Source organism: Candidatus Planktophila dulcis (genome assembly GCF_002288225.1).
Taxonomy (GTDB): Bacteria; Actinomycetota; Actinomycetes; order Nanopelagicales; family Nanopelagicaceae; genus Planktophila; species Planktophila dulcis.
In genome coordinates this window covers 69858-85633 of sequence record NZ_CP016777.1, presented here as the reverse complement: position 1 = coordinate 85633, position 15776 = coordinate 69858, and the positions used below count along the sequence as shown (strand labels likewise).

Annotated in this window: 21 protein-coding genes; 4 read left to right on the top strand and 17 right to left on the bottom strand. The window is 48.0% G+C overall.

Annotated elements, in window-relative coordinates; translation table 11 throughout:
• Position 1: 1 nt before the first annotated feature.
• From cysS to A1sIIA65_RS00410, 3 genes are read right to left on the bottom strand one after another with little or no spacing between them, the layout of a single operon-like run.
• Positions 2-1405, bottom strand: coding sequence for a cysteine--tRNA ligase (cysS, locus tag A1sIIA65_RS00420; RefSeq protein WP_095675652.1), 1404 nt, complete (start codon positions 1403-1405; stop codon positions 2-4).
• Between the two features lie 9 nt (positions 1406-1414).
• A complete protein-coding gene (gene ispD, locus A1sIIA65_RS00415; protein WP_095675651.1) occupies positions 1415-2533 on the bottom strand; it encodes a 2-C-methyl-D-erythritol 4-phosphate cytidylyltransferase in 1119 nt (372 codons plus the stop codon).
• A gap of 18 nt (positions 2534-2551) precedes the next feature.
• A complete protein-coding gene (locus tag A1sIIA65_RS00410; protein ID WP_095675650.1) occupies positions 2552-3034 on the bottom strand; it encodes a CarD family transcriptional regulator in 483 nt (160 codons plus the stop codon).
• 116 nt (positions 3035-3150) lie between these two features.
• Between A1sIIA65_RS00410 and A1sIIA65_RS00405 the strand changes: the two genes are divergently transcribed.
• A complete protein-coding gene (locus A1sIIA65_RS00405; RefSeq protein WP_095675649.1) occupies positions 3151-3642 on the top strand; it encodes a hypothetical protein in 492 nt (163 codons plus the stop codon).
• Here A1sIIA65_RS00405 and A1sIIA65_RS00400 read toward each other — a convergent pair whose 3' ends face one another.
• The 11 genes from A1sIIA65_RS00400 to A1sIIA65_RS00355 form a co-directional block, all read right to left on the bottom strand.
• Complete coding sequence (locus A1sIIA65_RS00400; RefSeq protein ID WP_095675648.1) at positions 3643-4392, bottom strand: phosphoglyceromutase; 750 nt, start codon at positions 4390-4392, stop codon at positions 3643-3645.
• 17 nt (positions 4393-4409) lie between these two features.
• Positions 4410-4889 (bottom strand): type III secretion system chaperone family protein, encoded by a 480-nt coding sequence (locus A1sIIA65_RS00395; RefSeq protein WP_095675647.1) that lies wholly within the window; start codon positions 4887-4889, stop codon positions 4410-4412.
• Positions 4890-6149, bottom strand: a complete 1260-nt coding sequence (gene mshA, locus A1sIIA65_RS00390) for a D-inositol-3-phosphate glycosyltransferase (protein WP_223298529.1) — start codon at positions 6147-6149, stop codon at positions 4890-4892. It lies immediately after the preceding gene.
• 20 nt (positions 6150-6169) lie between these two features.
• Positions 6170-7090: an asparaginase gene (locus A1sIIA65_RS00385; protein ID WP_095675646.1), complete on the bottom strand. Its 921-nt coding sequence runs from the start codon at positions 7088-7090 to the stop codon at positions 6170-6172.
• A 10-nt stretch (positions 7091-7100) separates the two neighbouring features.
• Positions 7101-7601: a heme-binding beta-barrel domain-containing protein gene (locus tag A1sIIA65_RS00380; protein WP_095675645.1), complete on the bottom strand. Its 501-nt coding sequence runs from the start codon at positions 7599-7601 to the stop codon at positions 7101-7103.
• Positions 7601-7735: a hypothetical protein gene (locus A1sIIA65_RS07055; protein ID WP_257789649.1), complete on the bottom strand. Its 135-nt coding sequence runs from the start codon at positions 7733-7735 to the stop codon at positions 7601-7603. The genes A1sIIA65_RS00380 and A1sIIA65_RS07055 overlap by 1 nt, the downstream gene beginning before the upstream one ends.
• A 92-nt stretch (positions 7736-7827) precedes the next feature.
• On the bottom strand, positions 7828-8733 hold the full coding sequence (gene ygfZ / locus A1sIIA65_RS00375; RefSeq protein WP_095675644.1) for a CAF17-like 4Fe-4S cluster assembly/insertion protein YgfZ: 906 nt from the start codon (positions 8731-8733) through the stop codon (positions 7828-7830).
• Between the two features lie 33 nt (positions 8734-8766).
• Positions 8767-9174 carry a Fur family transcriptional regulator gene (locus A1sIIA65_RS00370; RefSeq protein WP_095675643.1) on the bottom strand — a complete coding sequence of 136 codons (408 nt, stop codon included), beginning with the start codon at positions 9172-9174 and terminating at the stop codon, positions 8767-8769.
• Positions 9175-9196: 22 nt separating this feature from the next.
• On the bottom strand, positions 9197-9520 hold the full coding sequence (locus A1sIIA65_RS00365) for a DUF1416 domain-containing protein (RefSeq protein WP_095675642.1): 324 nt from the start codon (positions 9518-9520) through the stop codon (positions 9197-9199).
• 6 nt (positions 9521-9526) lie between these two features.
• Positions 9527-10360, bottom strand: a complete 834-nt coding sequence (locus A1sIIA65_RS00360) for a sulfurtransferase (protein ID WP_095675641.1) — start codon at positions 10358-10360, stop codon at positions 9527-9529.
• Positions 10361-10400: 40 nt separating this feature from the next.
• Positions 10401-10847, bottom strand: coding sequence for a DUF4395 domain-containing protein (locus A1sIIA65_RS00355; protein WP_095675640.1), 447 nt, complete (start codon positions 10845-10847; stop codon positions 10401-10403).
• Positions 10848-11058: 211 nt separating this feature from the next.
• Here A1sIIA65_RS00355 and A1sIIA65_RS00350 point away from each other — a divergent pair, with 211 nt between their 5' ends.
• Positions 11059-11778 carry a class I SAM-dependent methyltransferase gene (locus A1sIIA65_RS00350; RefSeq protein ID WP_095675639.1) on the top strand — a complete coding sequence of 240 codons (720 nt, stop codon included), beginning with the start codon at positions 11059-11061 and terminating at the stop codon, positions 11776-11778.
• Between the two features lie 3 nt (positions 11779-11781).
• On the opposite strand, the gene A1sIIA65_RS00345 is transcribed toward A1sIIA65_RS00350, so the two are convergent.
• On the bottom strand, positions 11782-12195 hold the full coding sequence (locus A1sIIA65_RS00345; protein ID WP_095675638.1) for a thioredoxin family protein: 414 nt from the start codon (positions 12193-12195) through the stop codon (positions 11782-11784).
• 17 nt (positions 12196-12212) lie between these two features.
• On the opposite strand from A1sIIA65_RS00345, the gene A1sIIA65_RS00340 reads away from it, so the two are divergent.
• Together A1sIIA65_RS00340 and A1sIIA65_RS00335 are read left to right on the top strand one after the other, a co-directional pair.
• Entirely contained in the window at positions 12213-12926 is a 714-nt protein-coding gene (locus A1sIIA65_RS00340) for a response regulator transcription factor (protein ID WP_095675637.1), read from the top strand.
• 2 nt (positions 12927-12928) lie between these two features.
• Positions 12929-13402 (top strand): GNAT family N-acetyltransferase, encoded by a 474-nt coding sequence (locus A1sIIA65_RS00335; RefSeq protein WP_095675636.1) that lies wholly within the window; start codon positions 12929-12931, stop codon positions 13400-13402.
• A 6-nt stretch (positions 13403-13408) separates the two neighbouring features.
• Here A1sIIA65_RS00335 and A1sIIA65_RS00330 read toward each other — a convergent pair whose 3' ends face one another.
• Both A1sIIA65_RS00330 and A1sIIA65_RS00325 read right to left on the bottom strand, forming a co-directional pair.
• Complete coding sequence (locus tag A1sIIA65_RS00330) at positions 13409-14350, bottom strand: FkbM family methyltransferase (protein WP_095675635.1); 942 nt, start codon at positions 14348-14350, stop codon at positions 13409-13411.
• A gap of 53 nt (positions 14351-14403) precedes the next feature.
• Entirely contained in the window at positions 14404-15762 is a 1359-nt protein-coding gene (locus A1sIIA65_RS00325) for a transaminase (RefSeq protein WP_095675634.1), read from the bottom strand.
• Between the last annotated feature and the right edge of the window lie 14 nt (positions 15763-15776).

The following is a 15776-nucleotide window of genomic DNA, read 5'->3' as shown; positions in this document are numbered from 1 at the left end:
GTTATTTTCCATCTCTAGAGATTGACCAACGTGGCCCTTGTGCAGTGTCTTCAATAGTAATTCCAAGTGCTGCCAACCCATCACGAATTGAATCAGATGCTGCAAAATCTTTACGCTCGCGCGCAGCCGTGCGCTGTTCTAGAGCTAATGTGATGGTGCCATCAAGGGCCGCGGTGAGGTCTTCACTTCCACCATTGGTTGCAAAGGCAGGATCAAATGGGTCACAGCCAAGGACATCAAGTGCTCCACGGATTTCATTGGCAGCAGAAGCAATAACAGCAGTATCTCCTGCAGTAATTGCGCTATTTCCTATGCGTAGCGCCTCAGAAATAGAGGCAAGTGCTGTCGGCACAGCTAAATCATCATTCATGGCATCCGTAAATGCTGCACTAATAACTGGTGTTGGCTCTGACCCAAGAATCTCAACAGAGCGAGTCAAGAAACCTTCAATACGACGAAACGCTGTTGCAGATTCTGCAAGTGCTTCATGTGAGAACTCAAGCATCGAACGGTAGTGAGCAGAACCTAAATACCAACGAAGTTCGATTCCGCGAACAGATTTCAACAATTCATGAACCTGAAGTGAATTACCCAAAGACTTCGACATCTTCTCACCGGATGCTGTCACCCATGCGTTATGCAGCCATCGCTTAGCAAAGGCAAATCCTGCTGCTTCTGATTGTGCAATCTCGTTCTCATGGTGAGGAAAGATCAGATCAAGTCCACCACCGTGGATATCAAAGCTCTCACCTAAATACTGATGCGCCATCGCAGAACATTCAAGGTGCCAACCAGGACGCCCTGGTCCCCACGGAGTTGGCCATGATGGATCTCCGGGTTTTGCAGCCTTCCACAGAGCAAAATCGCGCGGATCTTTCTTATAAGTTTCATCAGCGTCCGCAGCCGGTTGCAAATCATCAAGCTTCTGACGTGAAAGTGTGAGGTAAGAAGAGAGTTTGCGAACCTCTAAATACACATCGCCATTGCCAGGGGCATATGCGGCACCCTTTTCAATGAGCAACTGCATCAGTTCGATCATCTGAGTGACATGGCCTGTTGCTCGTGGTTCATAGGTTGGTGGCAATACATTCAAAGCAGCATAAGCATCAGTAAAAGCACGCTCATACTTCATAGCAACTGCCCACCAAGGCATCTCCTCGTGCACAGCCTTATGCAAAATCTTGTCATCAATATCTGTGACATTACGAATAAAGGTGACGTTGTAACCAGACTTTGTTAACCAACGGCGCAAGATGTCGAAGTTAACGCCTGAGCGCACATGGCCGATATGAGGAGGTGCTTGAACAGTTGCACCACACAAATAGATTCCGACTTCACCTTTTTTAAGGGGGACAAATTCGGAGGTGGTTCGCGTTAGCGTGTCATATAAAGATAGCGAACTCATTAGGCAATTCTAACGCTTGATTACAAGCGCAGATGCAATCGCTGCAATGCCCTTGCCTTCACCGGTAAGGCCCATGCCATCGGTCGTTGTTGCAAGAATCGCAACCTCTGCCCCACCTAAGGCTTGTGACAGCGTTGAAATCGCTTCAGCTCGACGAGCACCAATTCGAGGACGATTGCCGATGATCTGCACAGATACATGCGAGATCGAATAACCAGCGCTAGATATCAACTCATATGTCTCTTTCAAGAGAGTCACTCCCGATGCACCGGCATATTCAGGACGCGATGTGCCGAAGTTACTACCTAAATCGCCAAGGCCAGTTGCTGCAAAGAGCGCATCGCAGATTGCATGAGCTGCCACATCGCCATCAGAGTGGCCTTCAACGCCCACCTCATCAGGCCAATGAAGTCCTGCAAGCCAAAGCTCGCGCCCCTCACCAAATGCATGAGCATCAACTCCCACACCAGTAGTAAATGTTGCGGCATCGCCTAAGAATGTAAGAGCCCTTGCTAAATCAGATGGGGTTGTGATTTTCAGTGCTCGCTCTTCACCCGCTACAACGCGCACCTTATGGCCAGCATTGAGCGCCAGCGTTGAATCATCTGTTGCATCACTTGCACTCTCATGAATTGATTTCAAGACTGCATATGAAAAACCTTGTGGTGTTTGAATACGGCGAAGGGGTGTGCGATCAACGGCCGTTACGACATACCCATCTGCGCCAACGTTCTGCAACGTATCGACTACCGGCAGTGCTGGAACTACTGCGACTTCTCCTGCACGAAGTGCTGCAACAACACTGGCTGCTAGCTCTCGTGTTGCAAGAGCGCGCGCTGCATCGTGAACCAGGACAAAGTCTGCGCCGCTAATTACCGCAAGTCCTGCCCGCACAGAATCTGAGCGAGTTGCGCCTCCTGTTACGACAGTGACGGCATCGCCAACGAGCGCGCGGATCTGATCTTCACAGCCTGCGGGTGCTGTGACAACAATCTGATCTGCGACAGCAGACAGTGATGAGATTGCATGTTCAAGGAGTGTGCGATCACCTAAGGCAATGAGCGCTTTGGGAATAGATGCACTGAAACGTTCGCCACTACCTGCGGCAGCGACGATTGCGGCAATCATGATGACAGTGTTACTAAATTACGAAGCGAGAACCTCGTCAAGGAGAGTTGCAGCCTTCTCTTCATCTGTGCGCTCAGCGAGAGCGAGCTCAGAGACGAGAATCTGCTTCGCCTTGGCGAGCATGCGCTTTTCACCGGCAGAAAGGCCACGATCAAGATCGCGACGGTAGAGATCGCGGACAACTTCTGCGACCTTAATGACATCACCGGATGCAAGCTTTTCGAGGTTTGCCTTATAGCGACGTGACCAGTTTGTTGGCTCCTCCGTATATGGCTGACGAAGGACGTTAAATACGCGATCTAGGCCTGCTGAATCAACGACATCGCGGACACCGACGAGATCCACATTATCTGCAGGTACGCGCACAGTGAGGTCACCTTGTGCAACCTTGAGAACGAGGTAGGTCTTCTCTTCGCCCTTAATGACTCGAGTTTCAATTGCCTCGATAAGAGCTGCTCCGTGATGGGGATAAACAACGGTTTCGCCGACCTTAAATGACATGTATTGCCCTTCGATAGACGACCAATTCTACCAGCCATCTCTGACATAGAAAACCCCATTTAAAGCGCCTAAACCGGCGTTAAATAAGGCTAATTTGACATGCGATAATTCATCCCATGCGCCGTCCACATATTAAGAAGTTCACCACTGCAATCACAGCAGTAGCACTGACTCTCTCACTGACTTCATGTGGCTATGGTCCAGATGCTGCTACTCGTTTAATCAAGCGCGTTACTGACGGTGCTGAAGCCACAGTCACAACAAATGGAAGCAATCTCTCCATCTCAAATCTTCTCCTTGTTGCAACAGAAGATGGATCAGCTGTTGTAGTGGGCACAATGGTTAATTACATGGATGAGGCAGATGCTCTCCTAGGTATTTCAGCAGGTGGCACAACAGCAACCCTGTCAGGTGAGCAGAACCTACTGAGAGATAAGCCAATCCGCTTTGAAGGAGATTCTGCAAACGCTAAAGCTGTCTTTGCAGGCGTTGGAGCACAAGCTGGTAAGAATGTTGAACTACAACTTGCCTTTGCTCGCGCAGGAGTTGTCACAGTCAACGTCATCATCCGCGATAAGCGCGATGATTACGCAAACGTCACTCCTTAATTACTTTTTGCCCTGATTCGCAACTGCTGTAATTGCATCCGCAGCTGCCGCAGGATCTAAATACTCACCGCCAGCTATGACTGGCTTGAAATTCGCATCTAACTCATAGAGCAGTGGAATACCCGTTGGGATATTAAGGCCAGCAATATCAGCATCACTTATTCCTTCAAGGTGCTTAACGAGAGCGCGCAGTGAATTGCCGTGAGCTGTCACAAGCACTGTCTTGCCGCTCTTGAGGTCAGGAATGATTGATTCGGTCCAGTAAGGAACCATGCGCACCACAACATCTTTCAGGCACTCTGTCAGTGGCAACTCTGCGCCAAGATCTGCATATCGCGCATCAGCATCTTGTGAGTACTCAGAGCCCTTTTCAATCAACGGTGGTGGGGTGTCATAGGAGCGGCGCCACAACATAAATTGCTCTTCGCCGTATTCAGCCAGCGTCTGCGCCTTGTCCTTGCCTTGCAGCGCGCCATAGTGGCGCTCATTAAGACGCCAAGAACGCTTTACTGGAATCCAGTGGCGATCACAGGAATCAAGAGCAAGTTGAGATGTGTGGATAGCGCGACGAAGAAGAGATGTGTGCACTACATCAGGTAACAAACCACGCTCTGCAAGTAACTTTCCACCGCGACTGGCTTCTGCAATACCTTTTTCAGATAGGCGCACATCAACCCAGCCTGTAAAGAGGTTGAGGGCATTCCATTCGGATTCGCCATGGCGTAGCAAGATCAAGTTGTAGTTAGACATGTGCCTATCTTCTCACATCACACAAGATGCTTGAAGGCTTCAAGATTTGCAAGAGATTCACCACGGCTTACTCGCCATGCCCATTCTCGGCGGATTGCATCTGCAAAGCCCAATTCCAATAGCGGATTAAAAGATGAATCTGAATACTGCAGCACTGATCCAATCAAACGATCAATCTCTTGCGCATTCACAGCATCCAGTGGCAGACGCCCCACAAGATAGATATCTCCCAGCTCATTGATGGCAAAGGCAATCCCATACATCGATGCATTCTTTGTCATGCACCACTTATGCACAGCATCTTCATGAGTATCAGGCTTACGAATAACAAAGGCATTAATACTCAAAGAGTGATCTCCCACAACGAGAGCGCAATGAGTCTGTAGTTTCTTCTCCCCAGGCAGCGTCACCATAAAGGTGCTTGCATCCTTGCGATCAAAATCTAAATCGTGGGATTGAAGGAAATCTTCAATGACCTCCCGTGGATCAAGTGCCATCTATCCAATATTTTTCTGGGCATCAGCACGGGCTGAGAGAACACGGTCATAGATATCAAGGGTGCCCCGTGATGTTGCATCCCACCCAAAGTGCGATGCATGCTCGATAGCACCCATGGAGAGCAGCACGCGGCGCTGTGGCTCTTGAAGAAGGCGAGAGAGAACAGATGACCAAGCACGTGGATCATGTCCATCAACGAGAACACCTGAAATACCGTCAGCAACCGCTGTGCGAAGGCCGCCAACCGCTGTTGCAACAACTGGCGTGCCACAGGCTTGTGCTTCAAGGGCAACTAAACCAAAGCTCTCAGAATAACTTGGTACGCAGACTAAATCAGATGCGCGATACCACTGCGGCAGATCTTCACGTGGCACAGGAGGAGCAAAGCGCACCACATCATCAATACCAAGCCATGTGGTGAGCTCTTTTAGTCTTTCAACTTCTGATTGGTTAGCACCCGATGCTCCACCAATGATGTTGGTAATCAATTTAGTACGCAGATGTGGTGAGTGCGAGACAAGCTCTGCAATAGCGCGAATTAGTACCTCAGGGCCCTTATGCGGCTGAATACGACCCACAAAGGTGATGATATGAGCGCTCTTATCAAGATCTAATACATCACGGGCAGCTGCTCGCCCAGTACTGGCCGTAAAGACTTTCAGGTTCACACCAGGGCTGACCACCAAAACATTATCTGGACATGCCTCATAGAGAGAGACAAGAGATGCTGCCTCAGCATCGGTATTGGCAACGAGTACGTCGGCTGCTGCAACCACTTGAGTCTCACCCTGCACACGAATCATTGGCTCAGGAGTTTCTCCTTCTGCCAAATTCAAGTTCTTAACCCTTGCCATGGTGTGCATGGTGTGCACAAGAGGAATACCCAGCTCTTTAGCAACCGGCATAGCAACCTTGCCACTGATCCAGTAATGCGAATGGATGATGTCGTACTTTGTTTTGCTCAGTGCATCACTAAAAGCTACTGAGAGTTCAGGGATCAGCTTAGGTAGCTGCTCTTTTGTCACACCACTGACAGGGCCAACGTTGAGTTGTATGACGCGCACTCCCGGTGCAACATCGACAACATCTGCAATATCTGTATTTGTTCTACGTGTGAAGATATCTACCTGCACGCCCATCGCAGCCATATTCTGTGCTGCTTCAACGACATAGATATTCATGCCACCAGCATCGCCTGTGCCTGCTTGATCAAGAGGTGAGGTATGCACCATCAAGGTGGCGATGCGACGAGAAGTCATAGATGAAAGGGTACGCGCGATTAAAAGGTTGCGCGAATGGCACCGATAACTCGGTCACCACCAAGCACGTTCTCAGCCTCATACGGGCTATCAATACCCAATCGCTTCAAACCTGCATGGACCAATACGCGAAAGGGTCGCAATGAGCCATCAGAGACTTTAAATACCAGTGTTCGCCCATCAGGCATCGATGCAACTTCAACAGCTTCTGCGCCATCTTTCATATAGAGCCCAGGCACAGCCTCCATCATCTGCGTTGTAAGACGACCCTTACCTGCAACCATCTGCGGATATGTCCGCGATGCACTCAACACACTCACATGCACAGGATCACTGGAGATAGTTATTGCACGAACAGCACGTGCCAAACCAGTGACAGAGAGTAAGAACAACGGTGCTCCGCACCCATCAGTAGATGTCAGTGTGATTGATTCCCCTGCTAACGCCTCTAACTCACTCTTAATAGCAACTTGCAAAGGATGCGATGGATCTAAATAGTTTGCAATAGGCCAACCATTAGTAACGCAGGTCAACAACATCGCAGCATGCTTTCCACTGCAGTTCATTGCAATACGTGTAGGTGCCTTATCTGCCCAAGCACGACGTTCTTCATCCCCCAACGGCTTATCTAGCATGCACTGCAGCGCACTCTCATCGAGTTTGGCAAGTGACAAGATTTCGCGCACTGCAGTTAAATGCTCCGCTGTGCCTGAATGGCTTGAACAACTGAGAGCAAGTAGACGCGGCTCTAACTTCAACCCTGCGCGCACCATCGCAGCGCCTTGAATTGATTTCACACATGAGCGAGGAAAGATCAACTGCTCAGAACTACCGAGAGCAAGGTTGACGGAACCATCAGCGTTGAGTGCAAGCAAATACCCGCGGTGCACAGATTCCACAACGCCATCGCGAACATACTCTGCTAATACTGCATCACTCATTTATTCGCCTCTACTCAGACTGACGCTCAAGTGTTGACCAGATATGTGCCTGAAGTTCTTGTCCTTCAGCTGCCATGTCATAGGCGAAGAAGAGCTCTCCTGCAACAAGACCATACAAGCGCACACCCGCTGTAACAATCTTCGCGCTCGGTGCTGAATACCCCTGATCCATCACTAATTGAATCTTGGGACCATCAAATTGTCCGACCCAACCTTCAGAGATTCCAGTGTTATGTGAGATCACAACTTCTAACACATTATTTTCCTTCACGCGCCAGAAACCTGTCTCAGAGGCCGCAGGGCGAATAATCTCCCCATCTTTATCAATAATCCATGAACGTGAGTAGTAATTCATAAAAGGGCGACCATCATGGTTAAAGACCACCTCATGGGCATATTCAAAGGTTTCAATCGTTGGATATTCACCACGGCCCTTACCGCGCCAAGTTCCAATCATCCACGCAAGTGGATTGAGATCAGGATGTAGTCCTTCAGGGATTGTGAAGGCCATTAGAGCCTGCCTCTCTTATATGTGCGCCCATCACGAGCTTGAGATTCACGAGTACCGCGTATCCCATAGATAACGAGCCCTACACCCACAACCAATGCGACAAGTGCCAGTACCACTGTTGTGAAGAGCTCCATGGGGTAAGAGTAACTGTTAAAGCTTACGAACAGCCCACATGATTGCAAGGCAAGCCAATGAAACAACAAACAATTGGCCAATAAATTTCACCTTATGCCTCCACGATGATCTGCTGTGATGCAGCCACACCCTCAACCATCAACTGCGCATCAACTGGCGTATTGCGCTTCACAATTGCAAGTGCAATCGGCCCTAATTCATGATGGCGAGCCACAGTCCCAAGAAATCCAACTTGGGTCTCACCATTCATCACAGGAGTACCCGTTGGTGGCATCACAACTGCATGGCCATCTAGGTGCAACATCACAAGGCGACGAGGTGGCTTACCTAAGTTATAAATCTTTGCCACTGTCTCTTGTCCTCTATAACACCCTTTATTCATATGGACTGCGCCATTTAACACACCGAGCTCATTAGGAATTGTCTTAAAGTCAGTATCAATCCCATGTCGTGGGCGCCCTGCAGCAACACGTTCGGCGTCCAGTGCCCATGTGCCAACCTGTGTGGCTGTTGAGTTAAATGCGGACTTCATCTCTTCAAGTTCTGCGCGGGGAACCAGCGCAAAAGGTCCACCGATTTCATTGGCTGCTCCCGGTGCGCGCAGGACTGCAAATTCAGATGTGGCATCGCGGACTTCCACGCGCAACATAAATCGCATTTTGTTCAAATACGTTGACAAACCTTCAACAAAGTGTGGATCCATCACAAGATAAGAAGTGGTTCCATCATCAACAACATTGAATTGATACTCAACATGTCCCTGTGGATCCAAGACCATTGCAGATAGCCACATGCCAGCACCGAAATCAACGAGGTACTGGGTTGTTAAATCGTGTAACCACTTCAGGCGATCATCTCCTGATATCGCAATGACTGAAAGATGAGATAAATCCGCCCATGCTTTGCCTTCAGCCAGTGCGCGTTGTTCTTTATTGGGTTCACCGAAATGCCAGATGGCGCCCTTATCGGGGCCATCTTCTACAAATACGGCTGTCATGCTCGTAAGTCTACGAGCGACATCGAATAACTGCTATTTAACGCAGGCAGCACAGGTGCCATAGATGGCAAAGTGTGTGACATCGGTCTTAAAGCCGTAGTCATCAGAAAGGTTCTGCACGAAGTTCGCTGCAACATCGATGGGAGCATCTCCCACTGATCCGCATGTGCCACAGACAAGGTGTAAATGGGTTAGCTCTTCGGCTGCGTGATAGGTAGCACCACCATGGCCTAGGTGTGTGTGCTGAACAAGGCCAACGTTTTCCAGTGTTTCAAGGTTGCGATAGACAGTTGAAAGGTTGATTCCAGGGTGTGTCTGGCGCACCTTCTCTGCCACCTCTTCAGGTGTTGCGTGTCCTAGGGAACGAACAGCAGAGAGAACAAGTTCGCGCTGCGGCGTAAGGCGTAAGCCCTTTTCGTGGAGTTCGTGTTTTTCAGCCATGCGATAAGTCTACTTTCTTAAATCAAATGTGGATAACAAGATCTGTAGGCGTACCACGAGCGGCAATGAGCTTCTGCTCTACGCGAGCACCCGGTGCCTGAACCACAAGAGTCCAGGAACCAGGAGCTGCGAAGAAACAGAACTGACCATCACTATTGGTCGGAACCTCTGCGGTGAATTCACCTGATGCATCAAGTAATCGCACATGTCCATTAGCAACCGCAGTGCCATTGGGCACTGAATCAGAACTCCCGTCCCGAAGTATTTGTCCCTGAATTACGGTCTGCTGAGATAGATCTATGCCATCAAGAGATGGTCCACCAGGTGTTGCACCGCAAGTACGCATAGTTAGTTATGCGCCAACTGCAACAGGAACTCCGACGAGTGAACCGTATTCAGTCCATGATCCGTCGTAGTTCTTTACATTGTTAACACCTAGTAGTTCGTGAAGCACAAACCAAGAGAACGCTGAGCGCTCACCAATACGGCAGTAAGCAATAGTGTCCTTAGCTAGATCAACACCAGCGCTCTGGTAGATCTCCTTAAGTTCAGCATCTGATTTAAACGTCCCATCTTCATTTGCAGCCTTTGACCAAGGGATGTTCTTCGCTGTTGGAATATGTCCCTTGATCTGTCCACCTTCTTGTGGAAGGTGAGCAGGAGCTGCAAGCTCTCCTGAGAACTCTGCAGGTGAGCGCACATCAACGATGTTCTTTGTGCCAATAGCTGCAATCACTTCATCGCGGTATGCGCGGATTGAGTTATCGCGCTCCTTTGCAACGTAGTGAGTAAGTGTGCGAGAAGGAACTTCGCTTACGAATGGGCGAGCATCGAGCTCCCAGCGCTTACGACCACCATCAAGAAGGCGAACATCTGCATGGCCATAGACCTTGAAGTACCAGAACGCATAGGTAGCAAACCAGTTGTTATTACCTCCATAGAGGATCACTGTTGAATCATTTGAGATTCCACTCTTTGAAAGAAGAGCTTCAAACTTCTCCTTTGAGATGAGGTCGCGGATCAAGCCATCTTGTAGATCTTCGCGCCAGTGGAAGGTAATGGCATTTTCAATATGGCCCTGTGCGTAGAGGGTTGTATCTTCGTCAACCTCGACGATAACAACCTTTGGGTCATTTAAGTTTTGAGCTACCCAATCAGCGGTAACCAGCGATGTTTCACGTGACATTTTCTTCTCCTATTAGGTTAGTTGGTAAATGTGTATTTAATTATTTAGATCTAAAACGGACGAGCAGCAGATACATCTCACAACCCAAACAATAATTAAAGGCAGCGTTAAGAAACGCTGCAGCTAGTGCGAATGCGGTTGCAACCGTGAAGACGATATCTGCGCCAGCAAATGCGCCGATTGTTCCAACAAGTGCGAATCCAAATCCAACAGATTGCGCAAACTTAGGTGGGCGCACATCCTCCGTTGGAGCCTCCTTCTTCAAGCGAGGCTTGATGAGGTTCTTAAAGAGCAAACCGTAGGGAGTGAACTGAGGACCGCGAGTAGCACCGATAAGAAAGACAAGCCCTTGAGCAACAAGAACCCAGACGTTATGAGTTACTAAGGCTGTTGCAAGAAAGATTGCCGTGAAGCTTGCAGAAAATCGTGGACCACGTGCATCGATATAAATCTTTTGCACTTCTGGCTTTTCTAGAATTTCGGACATGGCTATAGGGTAGAGAACCGTCCTGACATAAGCGAGTTGCGAATGATTCGCACTATTGGATTAGTGGCAATCTCGAGTGCATGGAGGCCAAGGCATGAGGTGCCATCATTGCAAAAAATGTTTCAACTGCTAATTCTGGGCAACTGCGAAGGGAGTCGGTGTATAGGTGCTAAATCCCGGGAGACTGATCAAATACAAGTAGTTTTATCCTATGGAAACATTGTTGTATTTTCTGAACACCTTTAGACCAAGTCTGATTCTTAGAAGAACAAGGTCGGGGTTTTTTTGGGCTTATGGGAACCAAATTGCTTTTCTTCGCTGGTTTTATTACATCAAAATTCTACGAAAATTAAATTTTGATGTCAATAGGAATACGACTTTGGGTGTCTCATACTCCCGAGAGCAATTCGGTAAGTTTACACCTCTCGCCCGAATTTATAACCCAATATTCGCGATGATGTGCATTCCAACCGAACTAAACAAGAGACTTCTTATTCTTGGCCCTCGATATGAAAATGAGATCTATATTGCTCGAAGTCTAGGGTTTGACTTAAAGTCTATTTCTACTCTTGACACATTCTCTTACTCACCTCTGGTCGATATCGGTGATATGCATGAGATGAATTTCCCGGATAATGAATTTTCATACTTGCTTTGTTCATGGACTCTTTCGTATTCTGCTAATCCAAAACAAGCAGCAAAGGAAATGATGAGAGTTACCAGCGCCGGGGGGCTAATTGCAATATCTGTGGAAAAAGTCTCAGAAATTCAGATGTTGAATGGCGTTCCAGGAATACTGAAAGGTAGTGAACGAATACAAACAAGAGCACAGCTTCAGGAATTATTCGTTGATTGTGAAATTAAGATAATCCTAGAACCAATTGCAACCGGAATGCTCATATGTATTCTGCAAAAGAAAATTCCTAATTAACGTTTATCCAATTCTTGCTAACGCAGCCAGAACCTGCTCACGCTTAGGTGTTCCTGCAGCGCGGCCTACCTCAACCCCATCCTTATTGATAAACAAGGTTGTTGGCGTTGATCGGATATCGAGCTCTCGCACCAACTCAAGATGAGACTCAGCATCGATATGAATGTGCTTCACATCAGCCATAGAAATGACCATCTGAGAGAGCAGTGCATGGGTTGCTCTGCACGGAGTGCAGAAAGCTGATGAGAACTGCACCATGGTCGCTCGTGATCCCAGGGCCTCACCCAGTACCGCAGGAGTCAATCGATGGCCTGGAATAGCTTTATTGGAGCGGATAGCGCCTTGTTTACGCTTCCACCAGAATCCATATGCTGAAGCAAGAGCCAGCACAATGACGAGTGGAAGATAGGTTTTCACAAGAGTATTCTCACACAATGGCCAAGGTGTTGCTACTGACTAATTCGCAAGGAGCAAGCGCAGAAGTTCTTCCTGCTCTCGCCCTCTTGCAACACACTTGCAAAGTCATGCCACTTGAAGCATCTGTTCTCGTCGACACACCACTTATGGATGTTGTCTTCGTCGATGCTCGTCGCGACTTCCCCACAGCAAAATCACTCACACGACTTCTCTCAACTACTGGAGTCGGTGCACCCATTATTGCAATCACAACCGAAGGAGGCCTCTCAGCATTTACTGCAGACTGGGGCGTTGACGATGTCATCCTCGATACGGCGGGACCAGCTGAAGTAGATGCTCGTATCCGCATCGCAGTTGGGGCACATGCCGCACAACTTGAGTCCCTTGATCCCACATCATCTGAAATCCGTCAAGGTGATGTCGTCATCGATGAAAATACTTACACGGCCAAGATCAAGGGCACTTCCCTTGATTTAACATTTAAAGAATTCGAATTACTGAAGTACCTCGCACAACACCCAGGTCGCGTATTTACTCGCGCGCAGCTTCTTCAAGAAATCTGGGGCTATGACTACTTCGGTGGCACTCGCACAGTAGACGTTCACATCCGTCGCCTTCGCTCAAAGCTCGGCCCTGAATTTGAATCAATCATCGGCACTGTCCGCAATGTCGGATACCGCTTCACCGTACAAAACGGTGGCAAGGAAACTTCTATTTCTGAACTCGTTTAACCATGCGCCACATTCTTAAGCTCTACCGAACACTTGAAGCACCAATTTCGCACATTCCGCATAACTATCAATTCATTACCTTCGACCCAGAAATTCACGACCAAGCCTGGCTCGACCTCAACAACCTCATCTTTGCAGGACATCCCGACCAAGGAAATTGGGCATTGGCAGATCTAGAAAACAGAATGCAAGAGGCTTGGTTTGATCCAAAGGGATTCTTCCTCTGTGTTCAGGGCGGCAAGATTGCAGGTTTCTGCTGGACCAAGATTCACCATGAATTTGTTAACCAGGACCCAATCGGTGAGCTATATGTCATCGGCGTTGACCCAAGCGAATCAGGCAAAGGTATTGGCAAAGCGGTCTGCACAGGGGGTCTAATCTACCTAAAGGAAAAGGGCATCAAACAGGCCATGTTGTATGTCGATGACGATAACGAAGCTGGGAAAGGCTTATATCAAAGCCTTGGATTCAATTAAACACAACTATCTAGCACAGTTAATGAATAAGTTTTTAGATTTTCCTGACTTGCTTAACCAGAAAGATCCGATTTCTTCAAGATTTGTTGGAGATGAGCCATCTGCCGCCCAATTAAAATCCCAATAACTCTGCCACTTTGTTAACAACAGCTGCACCGGGAGAACTTCTATTTCAGGAAGCGCCCAGACTTCGATGACCGCACCTTGGCATTTATTCCAAAATTCAATGGGTAGGAGAGAAAGAATTCTTGAATCATATCCTTGTGTATCTGACTTAACTATGTAGCGGTCAAGGTTTGATAAGAAATTTTTAAAGAAATCCTCTACTGCCAAAATTTCTACGGACAACTTCAAAGTTCCAGCTGCTGGCATTGCACTTGAAAGAAGCGAAGAATTACCTCTATTTGACTTCTCGATACTTATCTCGCTTTGGCCATTTATTTCACCCAGCGCAGCCTCCACAATTCGCACCTGGTCCCTGTCACCCCACTTCTTCAAATTTGCTTGGATAGCAAGAACATGATTCGGGATGGGTTCAACCAAAATTACTTCACAGGCGCTCCCTGAAAGGTTTAGTACCTGCCTCGTTACAAGGCCAGAATTCGCACCTATATCAACAAGTGCAATCTTCAGCCCATTCTCTCCTGCATCTTCGGCCGCGATTAGTCGGTTCGAGAGGTAGCGAGATTCGTCGGGCTCCCACTCACCATGTTCAACAACAAACCTGTAAATGGTTTCATCCCGAGGGGTAGTGACTAGTTCACCCCTTTCACCCAAAGAAGTGGTTCGATTCAGAACTAGTAATCCATTTTCAAATTCATCGACACCAACACTTCGTGCACCCTTCAGGCGAATAACAATTAAAAAATATCTTACAAATCTCCAAGTACTCGAAACCAGTAGAAAAAGTCTGGGTTTGTCAGCTAACTTGGATCGCGAATTATTCACATTTCAACTTTCTGTTTTGAGTCGATTGATTAAATACTACAGCCGAATGAGAATTAGTAGACAAGCTCCGCGCACATTGTCCTAAATGCTGCTGTGTGGCCATCAACATCGCCTTGAGTTGTATCAGGACACATCAGAGCCATGTTGTGGAACGGCGTAATCAAGTAACCATCATTAAGTAGACGCAAGTGAATGTACTGCTCAAGTTCGAAGTCACCTGAATCAGCCGCTTCTTTACCCGTCACAGGCTGCTTGCCTTTAAAGATGTACTCACCGCGTGCACCTAGACGGTTGCAGTGCCAATCAAGATCAAACTCCTTAATTGCAGCATCAATGCCATCGCACCAGCGGTTACCCAGAGCAATCATGCGCTCAAAGTTTGCCTCTGTTAGTACTTGAGTCAGCGTCGCCTTCATCGCAGCAAGTGACAGAGCATTTCCTGCAAGAGTTCCACCAATTCCACCAAGGTCGATAATTTCCAGTTCAACCATCTTCTTGATTGCATCCGCAATCTCTTGAGTCATTCCAAAAGTTCCTGTTGGGATACCTGCAGCAAGTGCCTTACCGATAGTAAGGAAGTCAGGCTTCAAACCAAGCGCCTTTGTCATTCCACCAGGACCCACAGAGATTGTGTGGGTCTCATCGATAATCAAATACGTGCCGTACTTCTTTGCTAGAGCCTGCACACCAACTAAATAACCATCTTGCGGCAGAACAATTCCAATATTTGTCATGGCAGGTTCCATCAAGATTGCTGCAACATCACCGTGTGCAAGAGCCTTCTCCATTGCAGCTAAATCATTAAATTCAACAACGCGAGTTGTCTCAGCTAAATCAACAGGTGCTCCAATATTTCCTTCGCGCTTGACCGTAAAACCTGCATCATCCAAAGTTGCAAAGGTTTCATCGACAGAGCCGTGATAACAACGATCGATGACAACAATCTTGCTGCGTCCTGTGATCATGCGGGAGTAACGAATAACGTGGCGGTTTGCATCGGTAGCTGAGACCGTAAATTGCCACAAAGGCAGACCAAAACGTTCCTTCAATAAACCAGAGACAATCGCAGCATCCCCAGTAGGCAACATCGCAGTAATGCCTTTACCAACCTGCTCGCGAATTGCAGCCACAGTTGCATCCGGTGAGTGACCTGTCATTGACCCTGTGTCACCTAAACAAAAATCAACATAGGTATGGCCATCAACATCGGTAAAGCGCGCACCTTTGGCTTCTTTCACAAAGACAGGGTGAGCACCTGGCCACTTAGCCATCCAAGACATTGGCACACCCTCGTGCATGACCTTCTTCGAATCTTCAAAGGCTGCAGCTGACTTCTTATGGGTATCAAGAAAGCGCTGTTCTTCCTTCGCGCGAAGTGATTTAAGATGCTGGCGATTAATCTGAGTGCTCATACGAGTAATCCTAA